Annotated in this window: 26 protein-coding genes and 1 pseudogene; 18 read left to right on the top strand and 9 right to left on the bottom strand. The window is 67.4% G+C overall.

Features of this window, described 5'->3' with window-relative positions:
* The first annotated feature begins 138 nt into the window (after positions 1-138).
* On the top strand, positions 139-1,128 hold the full coding sequence (locus BBJ41_RS03060) for a lysozyme inhibitor LprI family protein (protein ID WP_236872048.1): 990 nt from the start codon (positions 139-141) through the stop codon (positions 1,126-1,128).
* Positions 1,129-1,199: 71 nt separating this feature from the next.
* On the opposite strand, the gene BBJ41_RS03065 is transcribed toward BBJ41_RS03060, so the two are convergent.
* Positions 1,200-1,454, bottom strand: coding sequence for a hypothetical protein (locus tag BBJ41_RS03065; RefSeq protein ID WP_069745262.1), 255 nt, complete (start codon positions 1,452-1,454; stop codon positions 1,200-1,202).
* 310 nt (positions 1,455-1,764) lie between these two features.
* On the opposite strand from BBJ41_RS03065, the gene rimO reads away from it, so the two are divergent.
* The 5 genes from rimO (at position 1,765) to BBJ41_RS03090 (ending at position 7,171) form a co-directional block, all read left to right on the top strand.
* Positions 1,765-3,126 carry a 30S ribosomal protein S12 methylthiotransferase RimO gene (rimO, locus tag BBJ41_RS03070; protein WP_069745263.1) on the top strand — a complete coding sequence of 454 codons (1,362 nt, stop codon included), beginning with the start codon at positions 1,765-1,767 and terminating at the stop codon, positions 3,124-3,126.
* A 3-nt stretch (positions 3,127-3,129) separates the two neighbouring features.
* Positions 3,130-4,056 (top strand): sugar kinase, encoded by a 927-nt coding sequence (locus BBJ41_RS03075; RefSeq protein WP_069745264.1) that lies wholly within the window; start codon positions 3,130-3,132, stop codon positions 4,054-4,056.
* Between the two features lie 69 nt (positions 4,057-4,125).
* Positions 4,126-5,316: a beta-ketothiolase BktB gene (bktB, locus tag BBJ41_RS03080; RefSeq protein ID WP_069745265.1), complete on the top strand. Its 1,191-nt coding sequence runs from the start codon at positions 4,126-4,128 to the stop codon at positions 5,314-5,316.
* Between the two features lie 18 nt (positions 5,317-5,334).
* On the top strand, positions 5,335-5,877 hold the full coding sequence (locus BBJ41_RS03085) for a hypothetical protein (protein WP_069745266.1): 543 nt from the start codon (positions 5,335-5,337) through the stop codon (positions 5,875-5,877).
* A gap of 112 nt (positions 5,878-5,989) precedes the next feature.
* A complete protein-coding gene (locus BBJ41_RS03090) occupies positions 5,990-7,171 on the top strand; it encodes a cystathionine beta-lyase (protein ID WP_069745267.1) in 1,182 nt (393 codons plus the stop codon).
* A gap of 80 nt (positions 7,172-7,251) precedes the next feature.
* Here the strand turns inward: BBJ41_RS03090 and serB are convergent, their stop codons facing one another.
* Both serB and BBJ41_RS03100 read right to left on the bottom strand, forming a co-directional pair.
* Positions 7,252-8,097: a phosphoserine phosphatase SerB gene (gene serB / locus BBJ41_RS03095; RefSeq protein WP_069745268.1), complete on the bottom strand. Its 846-nt coding sequence runs from the start codon at positions 8,095-8,097 to the stop codon at positions 7,252-7,254.
* Between the two features lie 203 nt (positions 8,098-8,300).
* The gene (locus BBJ41_RS03100; RefSeq protein WP_069745269.1) at positions 8,301-9,242 is read right to left on the bottom strand and encodes a LysR family transcriptional regulator; all 942 of its coding nucleotides are present in this window, start codon (positions 9,240-9,242) and stop codon (positions 8,301-8,303) included.
* Between the two features lie 124 nt (positions 9,243-9,366).
* On the opposite strand from BBJ41_RS03100, the gene BBJ41_RS03105 reads away from it, so the two are divergent.
* The 3 genes from BBJ41_RS03105 to BBJ41_RS03115 all read left to right on the top strand — a co-directional run bounded on the left by BBJ41_RS03105 (position 9,367) and on the right by BBJ41_RS03115 (position 11,815).
* Positions 9,367-10,383: a zinc-binding alcohol dehydrogenase family protein gene (locus tag BBJ41_RS03105; RefSeq protein ID WP_069745270.1), complete on the top strand. Its 1,017-nt coding sequence runs from the start codon at positions 9,367-9,369 to the stop codon at positions 10,381-10,383.
* Between the two features lie 159 nt (positions 10,384-10,542).
* Positions 10,543-11,094 (top strand): DUF6013 family protein, encoded by a 552-nt coding sequence (locus tag BBJ41_RS03110; RefSeq protein WP_069747552.1) that lies wholly within the window; start codon positions 10,543-10,545, stop codon positions 11,092-11,094.
* A 247-nt stretch (positions 11,095-11,341) separates the two neighbouring features.
* Positions 11,342-11,815: a PliI family lysozyme inhibitor of I-type lysozyme gene (locus BBJ41_RS03115; RefSeq protein WP_069745271.1), complete on the top strand. Its 474-nt coding sequence runs from the start codon at positions 11,342-11,344 to the stop codon at positions 11,813-11,815.
* A 27-nt stretch (positions 11,816-11,842) separates the two neighbouring features.
* On the opposite strand, the gene BBJ41_RS03120 is transcribed toward BBJ41_RS03115, so the two are convergent.
* Both BBJ41_RS03120 and BBJ41_RS03125 read right to left on the bottom strand, forming a co-directional pair.
* Entirely contained in the window at positions 11,843-12,646 is an 804-nt protein-coding gene (locus tag BBJ41_RS03120; RefSeq protein WP_069745272.1) for an ABC transporter permease, read from the bottom strand.
* Positions 12,643-13,344 carry an ABC transporter ATP-binding protein gene (locus BBJ41_RS03125; RefSeq protein ID WP_069745273.1) on the bottom strand — a complete coding sequence of 234 codons (702 nt, stop codon included), beginning with the start codon at positions 13,342-13,344 and terminating at the stop codon, positions 12,643-12,645. Before BBJ41_RS03125 ends, BBJ41_RS03120 begins: the two co-directional genes overlap by 4 nt.
* Before the next feature lie 152 nt (positions 13,345-13,496).
* Here BBJ41_RS03125 and BBJ41_RS03130 point away from each other — a divergent pair, with 152 nt between their 5' ends.
* Positions 13,497-15,776, top strand: a complete 2,280-nt coding sequence (locus BBJ41_RS03130; RefSeq protein WP_069745274.1) for an AsmA family protein — start codon at positions 13,497-13,499, stop codon at positions 15,774-15,776.
* 6 nt (positions 15,777-15,782) lie between these two features.
* On the opposite strand, the gene BBJ41_RS03135 is transcribed toward BBJ41_RS03130, so the two are convergent.
* Positions 15,783-16,235 (bottom strand): lipocalin-like domain-containing protein, encoded by a 453-nt coding sequence (locus BBJ41_RS03135; RefSeq protein ID WP_069745275.1) that lies wholly within the window; start codon positions 16,233-16,235, stop codon positions 15,783-15,785.
* A 160-nt stretch (positions 16,236-16,395) separates the two neighbouring features.
* Here BBJ41_RS03135 and BBJ41_RS03140 point away from each other — a divergent pair, with 160 nt between their 5' ends.
* The 6 genes and pseudogenes from BBJ41_RS03140 (at position 16,396) to BBJ41_RS03165 (ending at position 23,144) form a co-directional block, all read left to right on the top strand.
* Positions 16,396-17,988 carry an ABC-F family ATPase gene (locus BBJ41_RS03140; RefSeq protein WP_069745276.1) on the top strand — a complete coding sequence of 531 codons (1,593 nt, stop codon included), beginning with the start codon at positions 16,396-16,398 and terminating at the stop codon, positions 17,986-17,988.
* 243 nt (positions 17,989-18,231) lie between these two features.
* Positions 18,232-18,981 carry an FkbM family methyltransferase gene (locus BBJ41_RS03145; RefSeq protein WP_069745277.1) on the top strand — a complete coding sequence of 250 codons (750 nt, stop codon included), beginning with the start codon at positions 18,232-18,234 and terminating at the stop codon, positions 18,979-18,981.
* Entirely contained in the window at positions 18,982-19,992 is a 1,011-nt protein-coding gene (locus BBJ41_RS03150) for a phosphotransferase enzyme family protein (protein ID WP_069745278.1), read from the top strand.
* A 12-nt stretch (positions 19,993-20,004) separates the two neighbouring features.
* Entirely contained in the window at positions 20,005-20,883 is an 879-nt protein-coding gene (locus BBJ41_RS03155) for a radical SAM protein (protein WP_069745279.1), read from the top strand.
* On the top strand, positions 20,880-21,932 hold the full coding sequence (locus BBJ41_RS03160; protein WP_069745280.1) for an asparagine synthase-related protein: 1,053 nt from the start codon (positions 20,880-20,882) through the stop codon (positions 21,930-21,932). Before BBJ41_RS03155 ends, BBJ41_RS03160 begins: the two co-directional genes overlap by 4 nt.
* Positions 21,933-21,939: 7 nt before the next feature.
* Positions 21,940-23,144 (top strand): annotated as a pseudogene (locus tag BBJ41_RS03165) (glycosyltransferase).
* Here the strand turns inward: BBJ41_RS03165 and BBJ41_RS03170 are convergent.
* Entirely contained in the window at positions 23,101-23,790 is a 690-nt protein-coding gene (locus BBJ41_RS03170; RefSeq protein ID WP_069745281.1) for a cephalosporin hydroxylase family protein, read from the bottom strand. The pseudogene BBJ41_RS03165 and the gene BBJ41_RS03170 sit on opposite strands and share 44 nt — an antisense overlap.
* Here BBJ41_RS03170 and BBJ41_RS03175 point away from each other — a divergent pair.
* Positions 23,789-24,790, top strand: coding sequence for a phosphotransferase (locus BBJ41_RS03175; RefSeq protein WP_175972664.1), 1,002 nt, complete (start codon positions 23,789-23,791; stop codon positions 24,788-24,790). The two genes, BBJ41_RS03170 and BBJ41_RS03175, sit on opposite strands and share 2 nt — an antisense overlap.
* Positions 24,791-24,801: 11 nt before the next feature.
* Here the strand turns inward: BBJ41_RS03175 and BBJ41_RS03180 are convergent, their stop codons facing one another.
* Positions 24,802-25,377 (bottom strand): polysaccharide deacetylase family protein, encoded by a 576-nt coding sequence (locus tag BBJ41_RS03180; RefSeq protein ID WP_069745283.1) that lies wholly within the window; start codon positions 25,375-25,377, stop codon positions 24,802-24,804.
* Positions 25,378-25,461: 84 nt separating this feature from the next.
* Positions 25,462-26,013: a hypothetical protein gene (locus BBJ41_RS03185; protein ID WP_069747553.1), complete on the bottom strand. Its 552-nt coding sequence runs from the start codon at positions 26,011-26,013 to the stop codon at positions 25,462-25,464.
* 284 nt (positions 26,014-26,297) lie between these two features.
* On the opposite strand from BBJ41_RS03185, the gene BBJ41_RS03190 reads away from it, so the two are divergent.
* Positions 26,298-26,774: a YjjA family protein gene (locus tag BBJ41_RS03190; RefSeq protein ID WP_069745284.1), complete on the top strand. Its 477-nt coding sequence runs from the start codon at positions 26,298-26,300 to the stop codon at positions 26,772-26,774.
* Positions 26,775-26,895 lie beyond the last annotated feature (121 nt).

The raw sequence follows: 26,895 nt of genomic DNA on the forward strand, positions 1-26,895 counted from the left end.
AGACATCGCCGACGATCGTTCATGATCGTCGGCACCGAATGCTCGCGCCGGGTATGGGCGGGCATGAGCGTTGTCCGGTCGATCGAGATCCAGTCCGCACATGAATGAAAGCCGGGACGTGCCGTGCCCGAGGGGTGTGTGCTCGTGCCGGTCGCCCGTTTGCCTGCCGTACCCGAAGCGGCGCGGGCGCCGCCTTGGGCGACGCACGGTACCGGTTCCCGGGCGCCACGCGAAGTTCGATACCGTGCCGACGCGGCGCGGCCAAGAAAAACAAATCGACTGAGAGAGAGCATGCAAGGGATTCGAATGGCATCGGCCGGCAGGCTGGCCGGTCTTGCTTCGATATTCATGTTCGGTGTTGGCCTGGCCATGCCGGGCTTTGCGATGGATTGCGCGAAAGCCGCGCAGCCGATCGAGAAGCGCATCTGTGCGAACCCGGGGCTGCGGGCGGCCGATGCGCGCATGAACTCGGCCTATTCGGGCGTGCTGAAAGCCGCGCCGGACGCCGCTATCCGCGACATGCTGGTCCGTAGCCAGCGACGCTGGATCGCCGCGCGCAACAACCGTCTGAGTGCCGACTACGATGGCCATCCGCTGGCCGTCGACGAAGTGCGCAAGGCAATCGATCGGCGCACCGCCATGCTGGCCGATCAGTCGGGCAAGGGGCTGATCGCGCGAGCGCTGGCCGAGCGCCAGTGGCTCGCGAAATACACGGGCGGCCCGCTGACCGGATTCGACGCAAACTGCGATTTCATTCCCGACGATGCGAGCGGTGCGCACGTTTCATATGCGTGCTTCGGCGCGGTACACGTGCAGCATCAGGCGCGGGTTTGCAGCCAGAGCGAGGACTGGGCGACCGGCGCGGTGTATCAGTACCGCTCGGTGAGCACGACGGACGGCGGGAAAGTGCGCCCGGTGGCGTTCTGCGAGGCGCAGGCGCATGGGCATGCGTGCGATAACGGCGGGGCGCAATCGGGGTGGATGCGTGCGGGAGCGTCCGGAGACGATAACCGTGCCCCCGCGCCGGCAACCGGTTTGCCGCAACTCGATGCGGAAATGTGGCCGATCGGCGATGGCGACGATGCGGTGTGGTTCGAGCGGTGCCTGAAGGCGTCGAGCTATCCGTGAGCATGCGTCGGATCGCGTGCAAGCCCGCTTCGGCGGGCTTTTTTACGTGCTCGCCGCAGGCCCGGATCGTGTCACTGCGCCGGATCGAATCCGTGCTCGTCGTCCGACGGCGGAAGGTCGAGCACGAGCTTGACGGCGCTGTAGTTGGCCTTGAGCGAGAACACGCGGCCGATCACGAGGAACGTCTGGCGCGAATTCTCGAGTTCGACGAAGTCGCCGGGTTGCGGCACGTGCGCGCCCTGGTCGTATGAAAAGCTGGTGCTGGTCTGCTCGCCGATGGTTTCTGCAGCGTGTTCGGTGAATTCGATCGTGATGTGGGTGGTCATGTCAGCCCCGGTGTGGGTGGATTGAAGTGGTCGACGGGTTCGATTTTCTCACTAGTTTGTCGAGGGCAACGCCATTTGACGCGTGCCGCCCGACGACCGTATGCCGGTGTTCGAGCGTGGCGCTCAGGGCAAGCCGGCAACCCGACGTCCGAAATGAAAGGGGCATATCGCAAACCGTTCCGCGCCGGGTGGTCCGCCGCGCGGCGCCGCCGATCCGCCGATCCGCACCGCTGCGGGTCGCCTGTTTTTGGCTCGCCGCCCCTAAATCGCTGTAAACTCACGCTTTTGCTGCCACGCCCCCACATTCCAGATGTCCCAATCCCCCAAAGTAGGGTTCGTATCGCTCGGGTGCCCTAAAGCGCTAGTCGACTCCGAACAAATCATCACCCAGCTGCGCGCCGAAGGTTATGAAATCTCCGGCACCTACGACGGCGCCGACCTCGTCGTCGTGAACACCTGCGGCTTCATCGACGAAGCCGTGCAGGAAAGCCTCGACGCGATCGGCGAAGCGCTGACCGAGAACGGCAAGGTGATCGTCACCGGCTGCCTCGGCGCGAAGTCGAGCGCCAGCGGCTCGAACCTGATCGAGGAAGTCCATCCGAAGGTGCTCGCCGTCACCGGCCCGCACGCGGTGGGCGAAGTGATGCAGGCCGTGCATTCGCACCTGCCGAAGCCGCACGATCCGTTCGTCGATCTCGTGCCCGCAGCCGGCATCAAGCTCACGCCGCGCCACTACGCGTACCTGAAGATCTCCGAAGGCTGCAATCACCGCTGCACGTTCTGCATCATCCCGTCGATGCGCGGCGACCTCGTGTCGCGCCCGGTCGCCGAAGTGATGCTCGAAGCGGAAAACCTGTTCAAGTCGGGCGTGAAGGAACTGCTCGTGATCTCGCAGGACACGAGCGCGTACGGCGTCGACGTGAAGTACCGCACGGGCTTCTGGAACGGCAAGCCGATCAAGACGCGCATGACCGACCTGGTCGCCGCGCTCGGTGAACTCGCCGCGCAGTACGGCGCATGGGTGCGTCTGCACTACGTGTATCCGTACCCGAGCGTCGACGAAGTGATTCCGCTGATGGCCGAAGGCCCGTTCAAGGGCCACGTGCTGCCGTATCTCGACGTGCCGTTCCAGCACGCGCACCCTGAAGTGCTCAAGCGCATGAAGCGCCCGGCGAACGCCGAGAAGGTGCTCGAGCGCGTGCAGAAGTGGCGCGAGATCTGCCCGGACCTGACGATCCGCAGCACGTTCATCGCGGGCTTCCCCGGCGAGACGGAAGAGCAGTTCGAAACGCTGCTCGACTTCATCCGCGAGGCGGAACTCGATCGCGTCGGCTGTTTCGCGTATTCGCCGGTCGAAGGCGCGACCGCGAACGAACTCGACGGCGCGTTGCCCGACGACGTCCGCGAGGAACGCCGCGCGCGCTTCATGGAAGTCGCCGAGGAAGTGTCGGCGAAGCGCATGGAGCGCAAGGTCGGCAAGACCGTGAAGGTGCTGATCGACGAAGTCAGCGCAGAAGGCGGCATCGGCCGCACGGCAGCCGATGCGCCCGAGATCGACGGTGTCGTTTATGTCGAGCCGGCGACGAAGGCGTCGAAGCGCTACAAGGTCGGCGATTTCGTGTCCGTGAAGATCACGGGCGCCGACGGCCACGATCTGTGGGGCGAGGTGTAAGCGATGACCGCCGCATTTCCGGAGATCCTCGCGCTCGGCGAGGCGATGATCGAATTCAACCAGTCGCAGCCGGGCCGTCCCGAATTCCTGCAGGGCTTCGGCGGCGACACGTCGAACTTCTGCATCGCCGCGGCGCGCCAGGGTGCGTCGACGGGTTTCGTGTCGGCGATCGGCGACGATCCGTTCGGCCGCCTGCTGGCCGACATGTGGCATGTGGAGCACGTCGACACGACGTACGTGCGGATCGATCGCGCGGCGCCGACCGGCGTGTATTTCGTCACGCACGGCGCCAGCGGCCACCAGTTCGACTATCTGCGCGCGGGCTCCGCGGCGAGCCGCTATGCGGCGGGCGACCTGCCGCTCGACGCGCTGGCGGCGGCGAAGGCCGTACACCTGTCGGGCATCAGCCTCGCGATCAGCACGACCGCGTGCGACGCCGCGTTCGCGGCGATCGACCACGCGCGCCGCAACGGCGCGAAGGTCAGCTTCGACACGAACCTGCGCCTGAAGCTGTGGCCGCTGCCGCGCGCTCGCGCGGTGATGCGTGAAGCTCTGCGCCAGACGGATATCTGCCTGCCGAGCTGGGATGACGTGACGGCGCTCACGGGCGCGAACAATCGTGACGCGATCGTCGATGCGATGCTCGAGCATGGGCCGCAGGTCGTCGCGCTGAAGCTCGGCAAGGAAGGCGCGTATGTGGCGACGCCGAACGAGCGGCGCGTCGTGCCGGGCTTCACGGTCGAGGCCGTCGATGCGACGGGCGCGGGCGACTGCTTCGGTGGCGCTTTCATCGCGCGGATCGTCGCGGGCGACGATCCGTTCGCGGCGGCGCGTTACGCGAATGCAGCGGCGGCGCTGTCGACGACCGGCTACGGCGCGGTCGCGCCGATTCCGCACCGCGACGCGGTGGAGCGCCTGATGCAAGGCTGACGCGGCATCCGCACGCCGGCCACGGCCCCGCACGATCGATTCATTCGACAAGAAGGATCAGGAGGCATCATGCAACGTGAAGTGGTGGTGGTGAGCGGCGTGCGTACCGCGATCGGCGATTTCGGCGGCGGCCTGAAGGACATCGCGCCGACCGAGCTCGGCGCGCAAGTCGTGCGCGAAGTGTTGCGGCGCGCACAGGTGTCGGGCGACGAGGTCGGCCACGTGGTGTTCGGCAACGTCGTGCACACCGAGCCGAAGGACATGTATCTCGCGCGCGTCGCCGCGATCAACGGCGGTGTCGCGCAGCATGCGCCGGCGCTCACGGTCAACCGGCTGTGCGGTTCCGGGCTGCAGGCGATCGTGTCGGCCGCGCAGGGCGTGCTGCTCGGCGACGCGGACATCGCGATCGCGGGCGGCGCGGAGAACATGAGCCGTGCGCCGTATTCGATTCCGGCCGCGCGTTTCGGGCAGCGCATGGGCGACATGCGCGCGGTCGACATGATGGTCGGCGCGCTGAACGATCCGTTCCAGACGATCCACATGGGCGTGACGGCCGAGAACGTCGCCGCGAAGTACGGCATTTCGCGCGACGCGCAGGATGCGCTCGCGCTCGAATCGCACCGCCGCGCGTCGCATGCGGCGAAGGCCGGTTATTTCAGGGAGCAGATCCTGCCCATCGAGCTGATCGGCTCGAAGAAGGGCACGCCGGTGGTGTTCGATCACGACGAGCACGTGCGCCACGATGCGAGCCTGGATGATTTCTCGAAGCTGCGGCCCGTGTTCGTGAAGGAGAACGGCACGGTGACGGCCGGCAACGCGTCGGGCATCAACGATGCGGCGGCGGCCGTGTTGCTGATGGAGCGCGGCGTCGCCGAGAAACGCGGTGCGAAGCCGCTCGCGCGCCTCGTCGCGTACGCGCATGCGGGCGTCGATCCGGCCTACATGGGGATCGGCCCCGTGCCGGCCACCCGGAAGGTGCTCGAGCGCGCCGGGCTGACGATCGCGGATCTCGACGTGATCGAGGCGAACGAGGCATTCGCCGCGCAGGCATGCGCGGTGACGAAGGAGTTGGGTCTCGACCCGGCCAAGGTGAATCCGAACGGGTCCGGCATTTCGCTCGGTCACCCGATCGGCGCGACGGGCGCGCTGATCACCGTCAAGGCGCTGTACGAGCTGCAGCGCGTCGGCGGCCGTTACGCGCTCGTGACGATGTGTATCGGCGGCGGGCAGGGCATCGCCGCGATTTTCGAGCGAATCTGAAGCAAGGAGCAACGCAAGGTGGGTCGATATTCGGAATGGCAACGGGCGCTCGTCGTCGCAGGCGCGCTGGCGGCGGGCATGGCGATGCCGGGCGCGGTCGCGGCGCAGGCCGTCGCGCCGGGCGCGCAGCAGGATGAGCCGGCGCTCGCGCGGCCGCTGCGGCCGAACCCCGAGTTCGCGCGCCTGCCGCGCTACGAAGGCACGCTCGGCGATCGGCCGATCGTCGTGCATCTCGGCCCGAAGACGGATGAGGAAGGCGTGCATGGCGAATACCAGTTCGCCGATACGGGCGAGGTCGTGCTGCTCGCGGGCGATCGCGACGGCGACACGCTCGAGATCGAGGAGTCGAACGACGGCACGAACATCACGGGCGTATGGGTCGGCCGCTTCGATGCGACCGGCGACCTGAAGGCCGACCGGATGAACTCGGACGAATCGGACCCGCAGCCGGTCGTGCTGCGTCTGGCGCCGGGCAAGCGCACGGCGCTGCAGGTGCGCGACGGCCGCGTGCAGGAAATCGAGACGGTGGGCGGCGTCGTCAATCTGCGCACCGACGACTGAGCGCATTTGGCTCGGTGTGCGCGGCGCGCATTGTACCGGGCCAAATGCGCCGATTTTGACTAACCTAGCGGCCTATTCCGCAACCGAACGGCCTCGTGCCCGGCTTCCTGTCATGACTGCATCCACTCCCAAGCGCGCGCTGCAAACCCGTATCGTTCAACCCGACGACGTCATTCCTGAAGGCTTCCGTTCGTTCGTGCCGCCGGTCGCGCGCGCGTCGACGGTCGTGTTCCCCGATCTCGCGACGATGCGCGCGCTCGTCTGGCACAACGACAACCAGTGGCGCTACGGGCTGCATGCGACGCCGACGTCGCTCGCGCTCGCGCAACGGCTCGCCGAGATCGAAGGCGGCACGCATGCGCTGCTGCAGCCGTCGGGCCTCGCAGCGATCATGAACGTCTATTTCGGGATCGTGAAAGCGGGCGACGACGTGCTGATCCCGGACAACGTGTACGGGCCGAACGCCGATTTCGGCAACTGGCTCGCGAAGGATTTCGGCATCACCGCGCGCTTCTACGATCCGCTCGTCGGCGCCGGCATCGCCGATCTGATCCAGCCGAACACGCGGCTGATCTGGGTCGAGGCGCCCGGCTCGGTGACGATGGAAGTGCCCGACGTGCAGGCGATCACGGCGGCCGCGAAGGCGCGCGGCATCGTCACCGCGATCGACAACACCTATTCGGCCGGCCTCGCGTTCAAGCCGTTCGAGCACGGAGTCGACATCTCGGTGCAGGCGCTGACCAAGTACCAGTCGGGCGGCAGCGACGTGCTGATGGGCGCGACGATCACCGCAAACGCGGAACTGCAGGCGAAGCTGAAGCTCGCGCGCATGCGCTGCGGGATCGGCGTGTCGGCCGACGATTGCTCGCTCGTGCTGCGCAGCCTGCCGAGCATGCAGGTGCGCTTCGATGCGCACAGCAAGAGCGCGCTCGCGCTCGCACAGTGGCTGAAGGCGCGGCCGGAGATCGTATCGGTGCTGCATCCGCAACTGCCCGATTGCCCGGGGCACGCGTCGTTCATGCGCGACTTCACGGGTGCGGGCGGGCTGTTCTCGGTGGTGTTCGACGAGCGCTACAGCGCGGAGCAGATCGACCGCTTCGTCGAGTCGCTCGAACTGTTCGCGATCGGCTGGAGCTGGGGCGGCGCGTGCAGTCTTGCGATGCCGTATGACGTCGCGTCGATGCGTGCGGACTGGCCGCATCGCGGCACGCTGGTGCGGTTCTATGTCGGCCTCGAGGACGAAGCCGATCTGCGCGCGGATATCGAGCGCGCGATTCAGGCCACGCTGGGCTGACATCAGCGGATCACGAACGTAAAAAAACGCCGGCGCGATACGACATCGCGCCGGCGTTTTTCATGGGCGGTTGCGCCGTATCAGAACAGCCGCAGCAGCCCGTCGAGGCCGACGTGATCGAACGCGACCGTCGCCGCGTCGCGCACGACGGGCTTCGCGTGGAACGCGACCGACAGCCCGGCTTCGGCCATCATCTTCAGGTCGTTCGACCCGTCGCCCATCGCGATCGCGCGGCTCGGCGCGATACCGAGCGACGCGCACGTATCGCGCAGCATGCGCGCCTTCACGTCGGCGTTGACGATCTCGCCGAGCACCTTCCCGGTCAGCTTGCCGTCGACGATCTCGAGCGTGTTCGCGTGCGCGTAGTCGAGGCCGAGCCGCGCCTTCAGCGGCTCGGTGAAGAACGTGAAGCCGCCCGACACGAGCAGCGTCTTCATGCCGGCCGCCTTCACGCCGGCGAGCATCGTCTCGGCGCCCGGCGACAGTTGCAGCCGCTCCTCGTACACGCGCTCCAGCGCGTGCGCGTCGAGCCCGGCCAGCAGCGCGACGCGGCGCGTGAGGCTTTCGTTGAAATCGCGGATCTCGCCGCGCATCGACGCCTCGGTGATCTCGGCGACCTGCGTTTTCAGTCCGCAGAAATCGGCGATCTCGTCGATGCATTCGATCGTGATCAGCGTCGAATCCATGTCCATCACGACGAGCCCGAAATCGCTGAGCGCGAGGCCGGCCTCGACGAACGCGAAGTCGAGCGCATGCGTGCCGCAGTACGCGTCGATGTCGAGGCGCTGGGCCGGGTTCGCGTTTTCGATGCGCAGCGCGTGATCGTCGGTCTGCACGAGGCGGGTGCCGCGCGACAGCGCGAGCAGCGGCTTGTGATGGGCGTCCGACAGCGGCGAAAGACTCTGGATGACGAGATTGTGGGTCATGGCGGGATGGTTGCGAGGCAAATGGAATGCGTGCGCGGCCAACGGGCGGCCGCCTGCGGACGCGGGCCCGGTTCGGCTTCGGGCCGTTGCGTCGCGAACGCGCCATTGTACCGGGTGGCCGGAGCGGGGCGGTCGCCGCCGGTACGATTCCTGAGGCCGGGCTCGAAACGGCACGCCCGAGGCACGAGCGCGGACACCGGCGCCTATCGTCCGTCCGCGTGATCCCAATAAGGCGGATCACCGAAATGCTCGGCCAGGAACGCAATGAACACGAGCGTCTTCAGCGGCACGTGCGCGCGGCTCGGATAGACGGCCCAGATCGCGACGTCGTCCGCGAACGGATAGTCGTCGAGCACCGTGACGAGCGCGCCGCTCGCGAGCAGTGGGCCGACGTCCCAGGTCGACTTGATCGCGATCCCGAAGCCGTCGACGAGCGCTTCGCGGATCGCCTCGCCGTTGCTCGCGACGAGACGGCCGCCGACACGCACGGTGAGCGGGCCTTGCGGCGTGGTGAACGACCAGTCGCGCTGGTCGCCGAGGATCACGCATTCGTGTTGCGCAAGATCGGCCGGATGGCGCGGCGTGCCGCGTTCGGCGAGATAGGCGGGCGAGCAGCACAGCACGCGGCGGTTCTCGGCGAGCTTGCGCGCGACGAGCGTCGAATCCTTCAGCGCGCCGAGGCGGATCGCGACGTCGTAGCCGTCGTCGACCAGATCGACGATCTCGTCGGACAGCCGCAGGTCGAGCGACACGGACGGGTAGCGGCGCAGGAACGCGGGAATTACCGGCGCGACGTGCTGGCGGCCGAACGACGACGACATCGACACCTTCAGCCGCCCGTACGGCTCGCTGCGGCCGTGGCCGACCGAGGCGCGTGCGGCGTCGGCGGCCGACAGCAGCGCGTCGGCGCGCGCCATGAAGATCTCGCCGTCCTGCGTGAGGCTGATACGCCGCGTGGTGCGGTGCAGCAACCGTGCGCCGAGCTGGCGTTCGAGCTGCGCGATGCGCGCGCTTGCGACCGCGGCCGACACGCCGAACTCGCGCCCGGCCGCAGTGACGTTCGCGAGCAGCGCTGCGCGCACGAACAGCGCGACGTCGAGCAGGTCGAGCGGCTTGTTGGGGCACGGAACCGGATCGGACGACATTATTCTGAATTTCCTGAAAATGTTTCAGGAAATATAGCGGTTTTCTCGAAAGATCGGGTTGCCTACGATGACGTTCATGGGGCTGCGCCGCAGCCCGCCCGGTTTACCTGAAAGGAGTACCGAGATGAAAGCCGTTGGACTGACCCGCTATCTGTCGATCGACGACCCGCAAGCCTTGCTCGACGTGGAGCTCCCGCAGCCCGTGCCGGGCCCGCGCGACCTGCTCGTGAAGGTCGAAGCCATTTCCGTGAACCCGGTGGACACCAAGGTGCGCGCGCCGAAGTCGCAGGTCGAGGAGACGCCGCGCGTGCTCGGTTGGGATGCGGCCGGCACGGTGGTCGCGGTCGGCGCCGACGTCACGCTGTTCCGCCCCGGCGACGAAGTGTTCTACGCGGGCAGCATCACGCGGCCCGGTGCAAACAGCGAATTCCATACGGTCGACGAGCGGATCGCCGCGCTGAAGCCGCGCACGCTCGACTTCGCCGCTGCGGCTGCATTGCCGCTCACCGCACTGACCGCGTGGGAAGCGCTGTTCGACCGGCTGCGCGTGTCGCCGCAGGGCGCGGACGCCGGCAAGTCGGTGCTGATCATCGGCGGCGCGGGCGGCGTGGGCTCGATCGCGATCCAGCTCGCGAAGACGCTCGGCAAGCTGCACGTGATCGCGACCGCGTCGCGGCCGGCCTCGGCGGAATGGGTGCGCGCGCTCGGCGCGGATGCCGTCGTCGATCACTTCGGCGACCTGCCGGCGCAGTTGCGCGATGCCGGGCATCCGAACGTCGACTACGTGCTGATCTTCAACGACACGGATCGCCATTTCCCTGCCGCGGCGGAGGTAATCCGGCCGCAGGGCGGCATCTGCACGATCGTCGAGAACGAAAAGCCGGTGCCGGTCGAATTGCTGAAGGCGAAGAGCGCCGCGTTTCATTGGGAATTCATGTTCACGCGTGCCATGTTCGAGACGCCGGACATGATCGAGCAACACCGGATCCTCGGCGAAGTCGCGCGGCTCGTCGACGGCGGCACGCTGCGCACGACGCTCGGCGAACAGCTCGGCACGATCAATGCCGCAAACGTGCGGCGCGCGCACCAGTTGCTCGAAGCCGGGCGCTCGATCGGCAAGCTCGTGCTGAGCGGGTTCTGATCCGGCATCGCGCGTAAGGTTGCAACGCCGCGAACGCAAGCGGGGTAACACCCGATGCGTTTGCGGCGCATTGCATGCCGCTTGGCGGTAGACTGGCAACGCATCATGCATCGAAAACCGCGCGGCACGCGCGTGCCGCCGCATTACAAGGAGGTCAGCATGAGCCAACGCAGCTTGTCAGTCGCCGCATCGTGGTCGGTCGTGTTCGCGGCGGCGTGCGTCAGCGCGAGCGTATTCGCGGCGCCGCCGGTCAAGGGCAGCCTGAAGGGCGGCGGTACGGGACAGCTCGAATACACCGTCAAGGTCGATTCGAAGACCTTCGGCAACACGCAGGAGACCCGCAAGATCCGCTCCGGCGAGACGGACGACTTCAACTGGAAGTCGGTGCCGCCGAGTGGCGCGGTCGCGATGCCGGGCGGCTGCCCGAACGCCGACAACCTGCCGCGCGACGAGAATGGTGCGATGGTGCGCCAGACCCAGGTCCGGCTCGCGCCGTCCGTCGACGCGAAGGGGATCGCCAACGTGCAGATGAGCTTCCAGGCAGCCGCGCCGAAGGGCACGCGCAGCGTGACGGCCGGCGGCAAGTCGTTGCAGTGCCCGGACGTCGTGTCGGTAAGCCAGGTGAAGTGGGTGTCGATTTCGACCAACGGCGGGTCGAAGTCCGTCACGATGAGCGACGGCACGAAAGTGACGGTGTCGATCAAGCACTGAGCGGCGCGCGCGGGCCGGCGTTTCGTCCGGTGCGCGCGCAACGGATTCGGCTGGCGGGGCGAGCCAGGCGGCACGTGACCGTTTCGTGTCGCCGTCACGATGCTTTCCGCCGCCTTCTTCGCAGTACGTCGTTTCGGCAACGGCATGGCGACCATTCGCCATGCGCGTCACGCGGCGACCTGTGTGACGTGATGCGGGCGTCGCGTTATGCTCGCCGGCGTCATCCTCTTTCCGTCACGACATCCCGATGAAACTCCGCATGACCATGCTGCTGCTGGCCGCTGCGCTTGTCGCCGCGCACGCGCAGGCCGCCGACGATTGCAGTTTCGTGAAGAAGGTCGAGCTGCCGTCGCGGCAACAGGTGGCGGTCGTGTCGAGCGGCGCGCTCGAACCGTGCTCGACCGGCAGCTACGCGGTGCGCGTGTATTCGACCGCGCATGCCGCCCCCGGCTTCGATACGGACGACTATGTGACGGGTGCGTTGCACCCGCGCGATGGCACGCTCACCGATGCGTTCGCCGCGGACCTCGGCGCACGCGCGCCGCAGGCGCTCGTCGTGACGACGCGTTCGGCCGGCAGCGGCGGCTATGTCGGCGCACAGGCCTATGTGACGACGCCGCGCGCGGTGCGGCTCGTTGCGTCGGTCGACGGGCTCGCGCCCGGCGCGGACGTCGCGGCCGCATTGCGGCAGGCGATCGCCAAGCGCCGCGCCACGCGCTGATCGCGCACCGCGCGGCGTCGCCGCGTGTCAGTGCGCGCGTTCTTCGAGCCGCGACGCGAGAAAGCGGTGATCGGCCGAGAACAGCCGGCGATAGGTCATCAGCACCGCACCGACGGTGCCGAGCGCAGAGGACGCCGCGATCAGGAACATGATCACGATCTGGTAGCGCACGGCCTGCAGCGGCGACTGGCCGGCCAGCACCTGGCCGGTCATCATCCCCGGCAGGCTCACGACGCCGACGACCGCCATCTGGTTCAGCGTCGGCAGCATGCCCGCGCGCACGGCCTGGCGCGCGGCGTCCTGCGCGGCTTCCCAGCGCGTTGCGCCGAGCGCGAGCGCGGTCTCGACGCGGTCGCGGCGTGCGGTGAGTTCTTCCATCATCCGCTCGACGCCGAGCGACACGCCCGTCAGCGTATTGCCGAGAATCATCCCGAGGATCGGAATCGCGTATTGCGGCGCGTACCACGGATGGATGCGGATCACGACGAACAGGCCGACCGCCGCGACGAACCAGCTGCTGAACCAGATCGACGCGATGCTGTCGATGCGCTGGCCGCGGTACGTGCGCTTGCCGCGCCCCGCGCCGGCGAAACCGGCGATCAGCGTCATCAGCGCGGTGAGCGGCAGCACGACGGTCCAGTGCGGATGGCCGAACACCCAGCCGAGCACGTAGCCGATCGCGAGCAACTGGACGACGGTGCGCACGGCCGCGAGCGCAAGCTTGCGGCCGAGGCCGAGCGACAGCGCCATCGAGATCGCGCCGTTGACCGCGACGAGCGCGGCGGCGATGCCGACGTCGACGAGGCTCAGGTCCTGCAGTGCCGGGCTCATTGCGCAGCCTCCGTCGGGTTTGCCGCGTGCAGCACGCCGGCCTGCATGACGAGCCGCATCGTGCCGATCCGCGCGGCCTGCGCCGGATCGTGCGAGATCCACATGTACGCGCGCGTGTCGGGCGCCGCGTCGAACCATGCGTCGACGAGCGCCTCGATCGCGCGCGCCGATTCGGGATCGAGCGCGGACGTCGGCTCGTCGAGCAGCAGCACGTCGGGATCGAGCTGCAGCACCCGCAACAGCGCGGCGATCTGCGCTTCGCCGCCCGACAGGTCGCTCGCGCGCTTGTCGAGAAAATCGGGGCCGCGGCCGGCACGCGCAGCGAGCGCTTCGGCGCGTGCGCGATCGAACGCGACGTCGTGATAGATCGCGAGCGAATACGGATAGCGCAGTTGCGATTCGACCGTGCCGTCCATCTGCGCGGGGCGCTGGCGCACATACGCGACACTGCGCCGGTAGCGCGGGATCGCGCCGCGCCGGATCCGGCTGCCGCGCCACAGGATGTGGCCGCCGTCGAGCGGATCGAGCAGCGCGAGCGCGCGCAGCAGCACGCTCTTGCCGGACCCGGACGGGCCGGTGATAGCAATTCGCGATCCCGCTGCGAGGCTGAAATCGGTCGGGGCGAGCAGGGTCTTGCCGCTGCTGGCGTCGCGCCGCGTGATGCGCTGCGCATCGATGAGGCCGGTGGGGGCTGTCATGTCACAAATGAAAAAAAGCGTTAATGGCGCCGAAACGTCACCATGGCGTGCGTCATAATACCGATCGAAAAGCCGCGGGTGTCGTGCGCCGTTCGTCCACGCACGCGGCCCGGCATGATGCGGCAACACTTCAGAACAACAACGGAACCGCCATGACGCTAACCCGAGCCATCGGCAAATCGGCTGCATGGATCGTCGGTATCGTCGCGGTGCTCATCGCGGCGGCCGGCGTCTTTCTTTTCACGTTCGACTGGAACCGCGCGAAGCCGTGGGTCAACGAACAGGTGAGTGCCGCACTCGGCCGCCCGTTCGCGATCAACGGCGACCTCAAGGTCGGCTGGCGGCGCCCGGACGGCGAGACCGGCTGGCGCGCATGGGTGCCCTGGCCGAGCTTTTCGGCGACGCAGCTCGAGATCGGCAATCCCGACTGGGCGAAGACGCCCAAGTTCGTCACGCTCGACGCCGCGCACTTCGACCTCGCGATCCTGCCGCTGCTCGCGCACGAGATCGTCATCCCGTCGATCGACGTGGTCAATCCCGCCGTCGACCTCGAACGTCTGGCCGACGGCCGCAACACGTGGACCTTCCCGTTCAAGCAATCGTCGCAGCCGTCGCCGTGGAAGGTGCGGCTCGACAGCTTCGGCTTTGCGAAGGGCACCGTCACGTATCGCGACGCGATCACGAAGGCCGACCTGACCGTCGCGATCGATACGCTCGGCCAGCCGATTCCGCTCGGTGACGTGCTGAAGGAGCAGGAGCAGACGTCGCGCGCGGCGTCCGCGCAGCGGGTCGGCAAGCACGGCGCCGCGCAGCTGAGCGCGAAGGCCAATGCGGAGGCCGCTTCGAGTGCGTCGGCGGCGAGCGCGGCGTCGCCCGTGGGTGCTTCGACGGCGTCTTCCGTTGCTTCGGCTTCTTCCGGGGCTTCTGTTTCTTCCGCTTCTACGGCTTCCGCCGCGTCGGGCGCAAGCGCCGCCGCGGCGCCCGCGAAGCCGTCCGGCCCGACCTATGCGTTCGGGCTGAAGGTCGACGGCCGCTACAAGAACGTGCCCATCAGCGGGACCGGCAAGCTCGGCGGCGTGCTGGCGATCCAGGACGCGTCGCGGCCGTTCCCGTTGCAGGCCGACGTGAAGGCCGGCAACACGCGGCTCGCGATCGTCGGCACGCTGACCGATCCGATGCATCTCGCGGCGATCGACCTGCGGCTGTGGCTGCAGGGCACGTCGATGTCGCACCTGTACCAGCTCACGGGCATCACGCTGCCCGACACGCCGCCTTATGCGACCGAAGGGCGGCTGATCGGCAACTTCAAGCGGCGCGCGAGCACGTTCCGCTACGAGAACTTCAACGGCCGCGTGGGCGGCAGCGATCTCGGCGGCACGCTGGTGTACGAGCAGCGCGAGCCGCGGCCGAAGCTGTCGGGCGAGCTCGTGTCGAACCTGCTGCAGTTCTCCGATCTCGCGCCGGTGATCGGCGCGGATACCGCCGCGAGCAAGGCCAAGCGCGGCGACACGACGCACCAGCCGTCGACTCGCGTGCTGCCGGTCGAGACGTTCCGCACCGACCGCTGGCGCGCGCTCGACACGGACGTCAAGTTCACCGGCCGCAAGCTGGTCAAGAGCGCGAACCTGCCGATCACGAACCTGTACACGCATATCGTGATGCAGGACGGCGTGCTGTCGCTCGAACCGCTGCAGTTCGGGGTCGCGGGCGGCACGCTCGCGACGACCGCGCGTCTCGACGGCAGCGGCACGCCGCTGAAGGGCCGTTTCACGGTGGCCGCGCGGCACCTGAAGCTCAAGCAGCTGTTCCCGACGCAGAAGGTCATGCAGTCGGCGCTCGGCGAGATCAACGGCGACGCGTCGCTGTCGGCGACCGGCAACTCGCCGGCCGCGCTCGCCGCGACGTCGAACGGCGAAGTGAAGGCGCTCGTGACGGACGGCCGCATCAGCCGGCTGCTGATGGAAGCGGCGGGGCTGAACGTCGCGAACGTCGTCTACGAAAAGCTGTTCGGCAACAACGACGTGAAGATCAACTGCGCGGCGATCGACTTCGTCGCGACCAACGGTATCCTCGACCCGAAGGTGTTCGCGCTCGATACCGACGACGCGCTGATCAACGTCGACGGCCCGATCAGCCTGCGCGACGAAACGCTCGACCTGAAGATCCATCCGCATACGAAGGGCTTCCGGATCTTCTCGCTGCGCTCGCCGCTGTATGCGAAGGGCACGTTCAAGAACCCGAACGTCGGTGTCGATGCGACCGCGCTCGCGCTGCGCGCCGGCGCGATGGTCGGGCTCGGGCTGATCAACCCGTTCGCGGCGCTGATTCCGCTGATCGCGCCGAGCAACAACCGGGACGTGCCGTGCTCGGAACTGTTCGGGCAGATGAACGCGAAGGCGGCGCAGCGGGCGGCCGCGAAGGCCGGCAAGTGACGGGCGTCAGCGGCCCGCACGCACCCAGAGCAGCACGATGTCGACCTCCCGGCCGTCGAGCCGGACCGGGGCGACGGGGCCGAGCTGCAGTCGATCGCCGTCGAGCACGGCGACTCGCTGCTGGACGTTGCCGATCCAGTTCGGAAACAGGCTGACGTCCATTTCGTGGGTCAGCGTGCCGTCGTCGTCGACGCGAAAGGGGCCGGAATACGCGATGTAGCCGCGCGCGGCCGCCGCGTACTCGTCGGCGGTGCCGCGCTGCAGGTCGCCTTCCGCGAAGGCTGGCCGGCCGGCGGCCATCAGCTGGGCAGACATGTAGCCGTCCGGCGTGTAAAGAAGCCAGCCGCGCGCGTCGCGGCCGAGCGGATAGACGAGCGCGCCGCCGTCGCGCGGGCGGACTTCGTAGGACACGAGGCGCCATGCGCCGACGAGTTGTTCGCGAAGCTGGCTGGCGAGCATGCGGGATTCCTGCAAGACGGTGGTAGGGCGCGTGCGGTCGTGTTGGCAGGCCTCGGACCCGGGGTCGGAATGCACTGCCGGAACGACGTGGTCGGCAGTTTCTCCGACACCTGCTAAAATACACGGTTTTCCGTCGATTTATCCTTTAACGGGACCTGCCGTGCTTTCTACTGCCAACATCACGATGCAATTCGGGCCAAAGCCCCTGTTCGAGAACATCTCGGTCAAATTCGGCGAGGGCAACCGCTATGGTCTGATCGGCGCGAACGGCTGCGGCAAGTCGACGTTCATGAAGATCCTCGGCAGCGACCTCGAGCCGAGCGCCGGCAACGTCGCGCTGGAGCCGAACGTCCGCCTCGGCAAGCTGCGCCAGGACCAGTTCGCGTACGAAGACGTGCGCGTGCTCGACGTCGTGATGATGGGCCACACCGAGATGTGGGCCGCGATGGCCGAGCGCGACGCGATCTACGCGAACCCGGAAGCCACCGACGACGACTACATGCACGCGGCCGAGCTCGAAGGCAAGTTCGCCGAATACGGCGGCTACGACGCCGAAGCACGCGCGGGCGCGCTGCTGCTCGGTATCGGCATCGAGGAGAAGTTCCACACCGGCACGATGAGCGACGTCGCGCCGGGCTGGAAGCTGCGCGTGCTGCTCGCACAGGCGCTGTTCTCGAAGCCCGACGTGCTGCTGCTCGACGAACCGACCAACAACCTCGACATCAACTCGATCCGTTGGCTCGAGCAGACGCTCAACGAGTACAACTCGACGATGATCATCATTTCGCACGATCGTCACTTCCTGAACTCGGTGTGCACGCACATGGCCGACATGGACTTCGGCACGCTGAAGGTCTGGCCGGGCAACTACGACGACTACATGCTCGCATCGGCGCAGGCGCGCGAGCGCCAGGCCGCGGCGAACACGCGCGCGAAGGAGCGCGTGGCCGAACTGCAGGACTTCGTGCGCCGCTTCTCGGCGAACAAGTCGAAGGCCCGCCAGGCGACGAGCCGCGCGAAGCAGATCGACAAGATCAAGATCGAGGAATTCAAGCCGTCGTCGCGCCAGAACCCGTTCATCCGCTTCGAGTTCGAGAAGAAGCTGCACAACGTCGCGGTGGTCGCCGAAGACATCACGAAGAAGTACGAGCGCACGATCTTCCAGAACTTCAACCTGTCGGTGCAGCCGGGCGAGCGTATCGCGATCATCGGCGAGAACGGCGCGGGCAAGACGACGCTGCTGCGCTCGCTGCTCGGTGCGCTTGCGCTCGAACACGGCACGGTGAAGTGGTCCGAGAACGCGAATGTCGGCTACATGCCGCAGGACACGTACGAGGAGTTCCCGAACGACATCACGCTGATGGACTGGATCGACCAGTACCGCAAGGACGGCGACGATGAAACGATGGTGCGCGGCACGCTGGGCCGCCTGCTGTTCTCGTCGGACGACATCAAGAAGTCGGTGAAGGTGCTGTCGGGCGGCGAGAAGGGCCGCATGATCTGGGGCAAGCTGATGCTCGGCCGCCACAACGTGCTGCTGATGGACGAGCCGACGAACCACATGGACATGGAGTCGATCGAGTCGCTGCAGATCGCGCTCGAGCAGTTCGAAGGCACGCTGATTTTCGTGTCCCACGACCGCGAGTTCGTGAGCGGGCTGGCGAACCGGATCATCGAAGTGAAGACGGACGGCAACCTGTTCGACTTCGGCGGCAATTACGAGGAATTCCTGACGAGCCAGGGGCAGGAGTAATTGCCTTGACGTGTTCGCTCATGTGTCGTGGTTAGGCGATACGAAGCCGGGCACATCGAGCGAGGCAGCAAAAAACGCATCAAGCCCGGATCGACAACATTGTCGATCCGGGCTTTTTCATTTCAGCTCCCGGCGACACCTACCGGCGTCGCGAATTCCAGTTTCCTCCGGTGAATCGACTTCGGGTAAATTACCCTCCGAACGCCAACCCTCCATCCCCATCCCGCCCCGGAGCCCCCCTCGATGCAGGACCATCCTCTCCCGCTCGACCTGTCCGGCCTTGCGCCAAGCCTGTATGCGCAGGGCACAGAGGAAAGCATCCTGTCGCGGCTGATGGAGCGGATCGCACCCGTCAACCGCTTCTGTGTCGATATCGGCGCGAGTGACGGCCTGCGCAACAGCAACACCGCGTTGTTGCTGCGAGAGCAGGGCTGGGCGGGGTTGCTGGTGGAGGGCAGCGCATACCGCTTCGGCAAGCTCGCCGCCCATTACGCGGGCGCGGACGACGTCCGCCTGCATCACGACCGCGTCCAACCCGACACGGTCGATCAACTGCTCGCGGACGCGAACACGCCGGCCGACTTCGACCTGCTGTCGATCGACATCGACGGCAACGACTACTGGGTCTGGCGCGGCGTGCAAGCGTACCGGCCGCGCATCGTCGTGATCGAATACAACCCGTACTACACGCCGCCCGAGCGCTGGGTCATGTGCTTCAACCCGGACCACGAATGGGACGGATCGACCTACTACGGTGCGAGCCTCGAATCGCTCGTGCACCTCGGCAGGCAGAAAGGATATGAACTCGTCTGCTGCGACGACATGGGCAACAACGCGTTCTTCGTGCGGCAGGATCTGTACCCGCTGCTCGGCATCGCGAACAACGATCCGTCGGTGCTGTTCCGGCCGGCGATGTACAAGCTGCGCTACGTCGGGCACAACACGTTCCTGACCGGTCATCCGTATCGGCACGGGCCGGCCGAGCACATCTGAATGGACCTGCTCGCCATCACCTTCGACCAGATTCGTGACGCGTACGCGCTCGGCCCAGGCGGGCCGCCGCGACAGGTCAGCGAACGCGTGTGGCATCTGCCGACCGATGACGGCGGCGTGGCGGTCAAGCTCTATGCGCCGGAGCATCAAGGGCGTGCGGCCAAGGAAGCCGCCGTTCTCGCGCATTTCGAAACGCATGGCGATGCGCGCTTCCGCGTGCAAACGCTGAAGCGCACGATGGTCGGCCAACCGTTGTGGGCAGGCTCCGGCGCGCACGCGATGGTGACGCGCTGGGAAGCCGGGCAATTCCGAACCTACGATACGTTTTCGCCGGCGGAATGGGAGGCGCTTGGCGCGAGCCTGGCCGCGTTGCATTTGAGCCTCGAGCAGCTTCATCTGCCGTCGCTCGATACGCTGCGCGCGCGGCTGACTGCAATCGATGCCGACGGGATGCGCCGCAGTCTGCTCGACGCGCTCGATCGGGCGCGTTCGGTCGACGGCGCCGCGAATCTGCGCTGTTATGTCGATCTCGCGCTGCGCATGATCGATCGTTACTACCCGGGCAGCATCGAAGCATTTCCCGCCGACGATCCGCAGCACCCGATCCACAACGACTACAACCAGTTCAACTATCTGTTCGCAGACGCCAACGCAGATGCCGGCACGCTACCGCCGCTCATCCTCGACTGGGAAGCGACGATCGGCGCACCGCGCGAATACGAGCTGGTGCGTTGCCTGAATCATCTGCCGCTGGAGGCACCTCAACGTGCGGAAGCCTTCGTGCACGCTTATTGGCGGGTCCGGTCGGTGAATCCTGCGCATATCGCCTGGGCCGTCGACGCTGCGTGTCTGCAGCACGCACTCAAGCTCTGGGTCGTGCAAGGCTGGCTCGACGAGCCGTCGCGCTTCGCGGCGCACCTGGGCGGGGCGGTGACGATGGCGTCCGCGATGGTGGACGCGCGCGGTCAACTGATCGATTTCTTTTCCCGCTGTGCGGAAGCGGGAAGCTGACAGGAAGCTGACGTGAACGAGAATTCGAGCCGGGCCACGAATCCGCCGCCATCCGGCGAGCGGCAACATGTCTTTCCGCCGCCGCTGGACCGCGACTACCGCGTCGAAAATGGCCGCATCCGGACACGCTCGCTGGAAGCGCATATCGTCGATCACTGCAACCTGACCTGCGCGGAATGCTGCTCGCTGTCGCCATTGTTGCCCGAGTGGCATGCGAGCCCCGAATCGATCGAGGCCGATCTGCGCAAGGCCGCGAAGGTGTTGAGCCCGCGCATGTTCAAGCTGGTCGGTGGCGAACCGTTGCTGCATCCGGCGCTCGTCGAACTGATCGAACGCGTGCGTGCGACGGGCATCGCGCCGGTGATCTCCGTCACGACGAACGGGCTGAAGCTCGGCGAGATGCCGGACGCGTTCTGGCAGGCGGTGGATGCGCTGACGATCTCGCGCTATCCGAAGCCGGCGCTTTCGCCCGACCTGATCGCGTATGTCGAGCACCAGGCCGCGCGTTTCGACGTGCGCCTGAACTGGAAGGTGCAGGACGTATTCACGACGATGAATCGCGCACAGCCCGGCACGGATCGCGATGAAGCGCAGCGCCTTTATCACGATTGCTGGATTCGTGAGCGCTGCCATATGATTCGCGACGGCATGTTCTACACGTGCACGCGCCCCGCGCATTTCCACACGCTCTACAAGGGCGAGAAGGATTTCCTGAGCGACGGCCTGCCGCTGCGCGACGACGCGGGCATGCTCGACGCGATGCTCGCCTATCTGCAGCGCGAGGCGCCGCTCGAAGCTTGCCTGCATTGCCAGGGCGGCAGCGCGCCGGTGGCGCCGCATCGCATCCTCAAACGCATCGAAGTGGACTCCTTGAAGGCTCGTTATCCATGATCGTCGGCACACGCGACCTGTTCGGTTTCGATCGTCTGCACTACCATCCGCGCAGCGGCGTGTCGGCATCCGGCATCGGCGCGGTGCTGCATGCGGCGGGGCAGCCGGCCGGTGCGCCGGACGCGACCGCCATCGCGGGCTACCTGAGCGGAGCGCGCCTCGTCGGCCGCACGGTGCTGCGCGACGTGCTGGCCGTGCCACCCGGGCATGCGCTGCTCCGTTCGCCGCAAGGGCTCGCGGTTCAACCCGCTCCCGAACGGCCGCAGCATGCCGATCTGGAAACCGTGCTGCGAGCGTCGCTGCAACGCGCGCTCGACAGCGGCAAGCGCGTCGCGCTGGCGCTGAGCGGCGGGCTCGATTCGGCGCTGCTGCTCGCGTTGCTGCGTGAGCTGGGCGCGCAGCAGCACGTGACGTCCTACATCCTCGCGACCGACATGCCGGACTACTGCGAACGCGATGCCGCGCTCGAACTGGCCACGCAGATGCAGGCGACGGTGAAGATCGTGCGCGTGACCGAGGCCGATTTCGTGGCCGCGCTGCCGCGAACGACCCATGCGGTCGAGGAGCCGATGTTCAACCTGCATCCGGTCGCCAAGCTGCTGCTGGCCGAGGCGATGGCAGCGGACGGCGTCGAGGTGGCCATCACCGGCGACGGCGCAGATCAGGTGCTGCGCCGCGACCAGTCGGCCAACTATCTGCCGCTGTGTCATGCGTTGTTCGATGCGGCGTCGGTCGATCTGCATCCGCCGTTTGTCGACGCTGCCGTCGTCGCGCACCTGACGAGCATCGCGCCGGACCCGAACAAGCAGTGCCTGCGCGATCTCGGTGCGCGCCTGAACCTGCCGGATCGTCTCGTACACGGTCCCAAGCGCGGGCGGCTCGCGCCGGCGATGGACCTTACCGCGTTGCTCGATCGCGACCGCGCGCGCGCGCTCGCCGACATGCTCGGTCTTGCCGCGCCCGCGCTGGAAGCGGACACCGAACGCGTGCTGTGGACGACGCTGACCCTGATCCTCGATCACTTCGATGCCGCGCATCGCCCAACCTGAGCCGCTCATGAAACGCATCCTGTTCTGCGTGGTGCCGAGAAGGGCCACGTCAATCCCTGCATCGGGCCGGCCCAGCATCTGCGCGCCGCCGGCTGCGACGTCGCGTTCTACGCGCCGGCCGACATCAGCGCGCAGCTCGACGGCGCCGGCGACTTCGCGTTCGTCGGGCCGCGCGAGACGCCCGAGCGCCACGACCTGTCGCGCGGCGCGAGCTTCGCCGCGAACATTCGCGACGCCGACTGGCTGCGGCACTGGATCCGCACGCTGCTGATCGACCTTGCGCCCGCGCAGGTGGACGGCATTCGCGCGGTACTGCGCGAATGGCAGCCGGATGTGGTCGTGATCGACCCGCTGCTCTATGCGGCGGCGATTGCCGCCGAGCTGGAAGGGTTGCCGTGGGTCGCGATGTCGAATTCGCTGAATCCGGTATTGCCGGACGATCTCGATTCCGAGCTGCTGCGCACGGTGCGATGGCTCGCGCCGGAACGCACGCGCCTGTTCGCGCGCTACGGTCTCGATGCGCGCTTTCGCGGTTGCGACATCCTGTCGCCGCACCTGACGCTCGCATTCACGACCGACGCGCTGGTCGGCGCGCCGCCGCCGGGTGTCGAGCTGGTCGGCCCCGCGCTGCCGTCCGGGCCGCGCGGCGACGAGGCACCGTTCCCGTGGGAGCGTCTCGACGCCGATCGTCCGCTCGTCTACATGTCGCTCGGCAGCCAGCTTTACTACCACCCGGACGTGTTCGCGAAGGTCATCGACGCGACGCGCGCGACGCCGGCGCAACTGGTGCTGTCGGTGGGCGAGCTGGTCGATTCGGATCTGCTGCCGGCCGGCGACGAGCGGGTCGTCGCGGTGCGTTATGCGCCGCAACTGGCGCTGCTGCGGCGCACGCACGCGTTCGTCAGCCATGGCGGCGCGAATTCGGTGATGGAGTCGCTCGCGTGCGGCGTGCCGATGCTGCTGTCGCCGTTCTGCAACGACCAGTTCCATTCGGCGCATTTCGTCGAACAGGCCGGCGCGGGCTGCCGGCTGGATCTGCAGCAGGCCGGTGTGGCGGAGATTGCCGATGCGCTCGAACGGCTGCTGCGCCCCGGTTCGTTGCGCGATCATGCGGCGCGGATTCGCGCGAGCTACGCGCGCGACGGCTCGGCGCAGGCGGCCCGCCTGATCAGCGAACTCGCTTCAGGAAACCGCCTGGCGACAGCGTCATGAGTACGCGGTCCTCGATGTCCTCGTCGACTTCGAACCGCCCGTCGCGGGCGAGAAATTCGCGCGCGGCCGTCGCCGGGTTGTTGCCTTTGCCGTAGGGCTTGCCGTCGAACATCGATTCGGGCAGATACTCCATGATGGTGTCCATCACGATCGCGTAGCTGCCCGGCGTCACGAGCGGCGCATAGCATTCGAGTTCGTGCAGCACGTGTGCATGCGTATGTGTGAGATCGAGGATCGCCATCACGCGGGCGCCGTCGGGGATCTGCGCGCGCACCGACGCGAGCGTGTCGGCCGCGCACGATTCGCCTTCGATCAGCACCATGCGATCGGCGAGCCGGTGCGATTGCAGACGCTGCCTGACGTCGTCGCGCAGGCGCGGTTCGATCGCGACGACGCGGCCGCGATCGCCGTTCAATTCCAGCATCGACGCGGAGAACACGACACCGCCGCCTGCCGCGATGCCGGTCTGCACGATGCAGTCGGGGCGCTCGCGCCAGATCAGCTCCTGGAGCGCGAGCATGTCGCCGGGCAGATGGAAGAAGCGCTCGCCGAGCCAGCGCGTCTGGAACAGGTGGTCGAATTCGGCAGCGCGCGTCAGCCATTCGATATTGATGTCCCGCATGCGGGCCGAAGGACGCTCTGACATGGTCGGTGCAACGAGTAGGAGTGACGTGGAAACACTGGAACGCTGGCTTGACCGGCACTGGCATATCCGGCCGGCGCGCCTGCGGGCGCTGTCGTCGGGCCATACTAACAAAACGTATCTCGTCGAGTGCGAATCGGAGCGTGCGGTGTTGCGCGTGTCGTGGTCCGGCAAGCCGGTCGGGCAGGTGCATCGCGAGGTGTCGATCCTCGGCCATCTCGTCCATTTCGGCCGTCCGGACACGGCGCCGATGCTGCCGGCGCTGCCGCGGCTGCGGCCGACCGTCGACGCGCAACCCGGTGCGCAGGCGCCCGATGGCGGCTGGCTGCACCTGTTCGAGCATATCGACGGCACGCCCGGGCTGCCCGACGATGCGCAGGCCGGCACGATCGACGCGATGCGCGCACTCGCGCATCTGCATGCGGCGCTGGCGGCGATACCCGCGACCGATTCCGCACCGCTCGCGTGGCTGTCTGCGCGCCATGCGCGCGTGTCGGCGCGCGCGATGCCGCCGCTGCCGGCCGGCCTGAGCGGCGATTACGACGCGGTGATCCGGCGGATCGGCGCGCATCTCGCTGCCGCGGCACGCTGGCTGACGGGGCCGGTGCACTGGCTGCACGGCGACTATCACGCGGGCAACCTGCTGTATGTGGGCCGCACGGTGAACGGTGTGCTCGATTTCGACGATGTCGGGCAGGGTGCGCAATGGCTCGAGGCGGCCTTTGCGCTGTTCGCGCTGTCGCGCGATGCGGGCAGGGACGATCGCTTCGTCTTCGATGCGCGGCGATGGGAGGCCGGCCTGCAAGCCTATGCGGCGACGCGGCCCGATGCCGCGCCGGACTGGATGCGCGCGAACCGCGATGCGCTGATGGCGCTGTTCTGCGCGGATCAGACGCTGATTCATCTGGAAGCCGCCCAGCGCGGCCTGTGGATGCCGGGGCCGGGCATCGGATTTCTCGGCGGCTGGCGACAGTTGCTGGACGGCGCGGCGCCCGGCGGCTAGCCGGCGGGGCGTCAGTCCTGCCGATTCAGGAACAGGCGCACGGCTGCGACCGTATTGGGGCGCGCTTCGCCATGCCGCGATCCGTCGTGCATGCAGAACAGCACGTCCTGACGCCGCGCCGCGCTGTCGGCTGCATGCGCGCGCATCGCGTTGCACAGTGCGTCGGGTGAAGGCGCCGGCCGATGCCAATCGTCGAGGATCGCCGTCCAGCCGGTGTGTTCGCGCTGCAGCCGCGCCAGCACGCCGGTGCGATTGTCCTGCGGCAACAGCCCGTAAGGCAGGCGCAGCGGGATCGTGTCCGGCGCGGGAATGCCGGCCAGGCGATAGGCTTCGCGAATCAGCGTGTCGGTTGCGTCGATCTCGTCGATCAGTTCGGCGTCGGTCAGCGCGCCCGGCCTCGCGTGCGAATGCGTGTGATTGCCGAGCCGATGGCCTTCGCGCGCCATTCTTGCCGCGACGTCGAGCGCGCCCGCGAGGTTCTGGCCGAGCAGGAAGAAGGTCGCCTCGCATGACGCGGCGCGCAGGACGTCGAGCAAGGCTGGCGTCGACGGGCCCGGGCCGTCGTCGAAACTGAGGTGAATTGACATCGCGGATGAGCGCGCAGTTGAGGTGTACCGGAGGAACGATAGCGCAAGTCGCGCCGGCGGCGTCCGGCGGATCGGTCGGCGCGGTTATCGGGTCGGCTCGATGGCCAGCGGGCACGAGCCGACCAGGCGCAGCCGCGTGCCGGTCCATTCGTAGAAGAACCGGGCCGCCTTCGCGTTGTTGTCGTCGCAATCGTCGTTGAAGCAGCCCGCGACGATCAGCAGCGAACTGCCGGCGCGGAAATCGACGCGCTCGTCGTCGTTGCCCATCACGCCGGCGATCGCCTGCACGCCGGGCATCGTGTACGTCGCGCCCGTGTATTTGTCGACGATCGCGAAATTCCGGCAATCCGTTCCGCAACCCCAGATCGCGACGCGATAGTGGCCGGCAAAATTGGCCGGTTGTGTGAATTCGTCGCGAATGACGGTGCGATACAGGCGCGCTTCCTTGCCCGTGAGCCGCGGGGACGCGGCCGGTTTGCGCGGCGCGCGTGCCGCGCGTGCCGGATAACGGTCGAACGAAGGCGACGGACATGCGGCGGCTGCCGTCGCCGCAGGCGTCGCACGGGCGGGGCTGGAGCCGGCAATCAGCGCGGCCGACAGGGCGGCAACCGGCAGAAATCGATGGGCGAGCGCCACGCGAATGTCCTTCCTGTTCGGGATGAGATCGGGCCGGATGATCCGCACGGTCGACGATGATTCTATGACGCTTCGCGCGCGCCGGTGGCACGGGACGACGATCGCGCACCGGGGGGCAGTCGGCCCGCGTGTCGAACGGGCTGCCCGTCAAGTATTGTCAAATCGCCGCGATATCACGATGCCTGACGTTTCAGGCCGCGCACGGAGGCTGTCATGCGCGGGTTGATTGAGTATCCTTGAATTCGATTCGCGGTACTCATGCAGTCACAACCGGGAGGCTTCACATGAATGCACGTCTATACCGCGCGACCGTTGCCGGCGCGCTGATCGGATTGCTTGCACCGTTTTCGGTGGCCCATGCGCAGCTTGGCGATGTCCTGAAGCAGGTCGGCGGCGGCGATTCGGGCGGCAGCGCGGGCGGTGCGCTCGGCAACCTGGGCGGCCTCGGCGGCGCGCTGACGGGCGGCGGCGGTGCGTCGGCGTTGCCGGGCAGCACCGGCAACGTTGCGGGCGTGCTGCAGTTCTGCATCCAGAACAACTATCTCGGCGGTGCGTCCGGCGGCGCGTCGTCGGTGAAGGACGCGCTGATGGGCAAGCTCGGCGGCAATGCGTCGTCCGACAGCGGCTACACGAGCGGCGCGAGCGGCGTTCTCGACGCCGGCAACGGCAGCAAGATCGATCTGGGCGGCGGCGGCCTGAAGCAGCAGGTGACCAGGCAGATCTGCGACAAGGTGCTGACGCAGGCGAAGTCACTGCTGTAAGCGAAGCCACCAGCGCCGCGCGCCTGCGCGGCGGGCTTCATGCGTCACGCGATGGCCGTCTTGCGGCCATCGCCCGCCTGCGGGCATACGCAACCGTTGAAGGGGAAATGTCAGGTCGGGC

Origin of the sequence: Burkholderia stabilis, assembly GCF_001742165.1 — a bacterium.
In the GTDB taxonomy this organism is placed as follows: domain Bacteria; phylum Pseudomonadota; class Gammaproteobacteria; order Burkholderiales; family Burkholderiaceae; genus Burkholderia; species Burkholderia stabilis.

Excerpts from the sequence above, each read along its gene's own strand:
- BBJ41_RS03145 (WP_069745277.1), top strand. The coding sequence starts at position 18,232 with ATGCAGGACCATCCTCTCCCGCTCGACCTGTCCGGCCTTGCGCCAAGC.
- BBJ41_RS03190 (WP_069745284.1), top strand. The coding sequence starts at position 26,298 with ATGAATGCACGTCTATACCGCGCGACCGTTGCCGGCGCGCTGATCGGA.
- BBJ41_RS03075 (WP_069745264.1), top strand. The coding sequence starts at position 3,130 with ATGACCGCCGCATTTCCGGAGATCCTCGCGCTCGGCGAGGCGATGATC.
- BBJ41_RS03090 (WP_069745267.1), top strand. The coding sequence starts at position 5,990 with ATGACTGCATCCACTCCCAAGCGCGCGCTGCAAACCCGTATCGTTCAA.
- rimO (WP_069745263.1), top strand. The coding sequence starts at position 1,765 with ATGTCCCAATCCCCCAAAGTAGGGTTCGTATCGCTCGGGTGCCCTAAA.
- BBJ41_RS03110 (WP_069747552.1), top strand. The coding sequence starts at position 10,543 with ATGAGCCAACGCAGCTTGTCAGTCGCCGCATCGTGGTCGGTCGTGTTC.
- BBJ41_RS03135 (WP_069745275.1), bottom strand. The coding sequence starts at position 16,235 with ATGCTCGCCAGCCAGCTTCGCGAACAACTCGTCGGCGCATGGCGCCTC.
- BBJ41_RS03100 (WP_069745269.1), bottom strand. The coding sequence starts at position 9,242 with ATGTCGTCCGATCCGGTTCCGTGCCCCAACAAGCCGCTCGACCTGCTC.
- bktB (WP_069745265.1), top strand. The coding sequence starts at position 4,126 with ATGCAACGTGAAGTGGTGGTGGTGAGCGGCGTGCGTACCGCGATCGGC.
- BBJ41_RS03125 (WP_069745273.1), bottom strand. The coding sequence starts at position 13,344 with ATGACAGCCCCCACCGGCCTCATCGATGCGCAGCGCATCACGCGGCGC.
- BBJ41_RS03065 (WP_069745262.1), bottom strand. The coding sequence starts at position 1,454 with ATGACCACCCACATCACGATCGAATTCACCGAACACGCTGCAGAAACC.
- BBJ41_RS03115 (WP_069745271.1), top strand. The coding sequence starts at position 11,342 with ATGAAACTCCGCATGACCATGCTGCTGCTGGCCGCTGCGCTTGTCGCC.
- BBJ41_RS03160 (WP_069745280.1), top strand. The coding sequence starts at position 20,880 with ATGATCGTCGGCACACGCGACCTGTTCGGTTTCGATCGTCTGCACTAC.
- BBJ41_RS03180 (WP_069745283.1), bottom strand. The coding sequence starts at position 25,377 with ATGTCAATTCACCTCAGTTTCGACGACGGCCCGGGCCCGTCGACGCCA.
- BBJ41_RS03130 (WP_069745274.1), top strand. The coding sequence starts at position 13,497 with ATGACGCTAACCCGAGCCATCGGCAAATCGGCTGCATGGATCGTCGGT.
- BBJ41_RS03105 (WP_069745270.1), top strand. The coding sequence starts at position 9,367 with ATGAAAGCCGTTGGACTGACCCGCTATCTGTCGATCGACGACCCGCAA.
- BBJ41_RS03120 (WP_069745272.1), bottom strand. The coding sequence starts at position 12,646 with ATGAGCCCGGCACTGCAGGACCTGAGCCTCGTCGACGTCGGCATCGCC.
- BBJ41_RS03150 (WP_069745278.1), top strand. The coding sequence starts at position 18,982 with ATGGACCTGCTCGCCATCACCTTCGACCAGATTCGTGACGCGTACGCG.
- serB (WP_069745268.1), bottom strand. The coding sequence starts at position 8,097 with ATGACCCACAATCTCGTCATCCAGAGTCTTTCGCCGCTGTCGGACGCC.
- BBJ41_RS03175 (WP_175972664.1), top strand. The coding sequence starts at position 23,789 with ATGGTCGGTGCAACGAGTAGGAGTGACGTGGAAACACTGGAACGCTGG.
- BBJ41_RS03170 (WP_069745281.1), bottom strand. The coding sequence starts at position 23,790 with ATGTCAGAGCGTCCTTCGGCCCGCATGCGGGACATCAATATCGAATGG.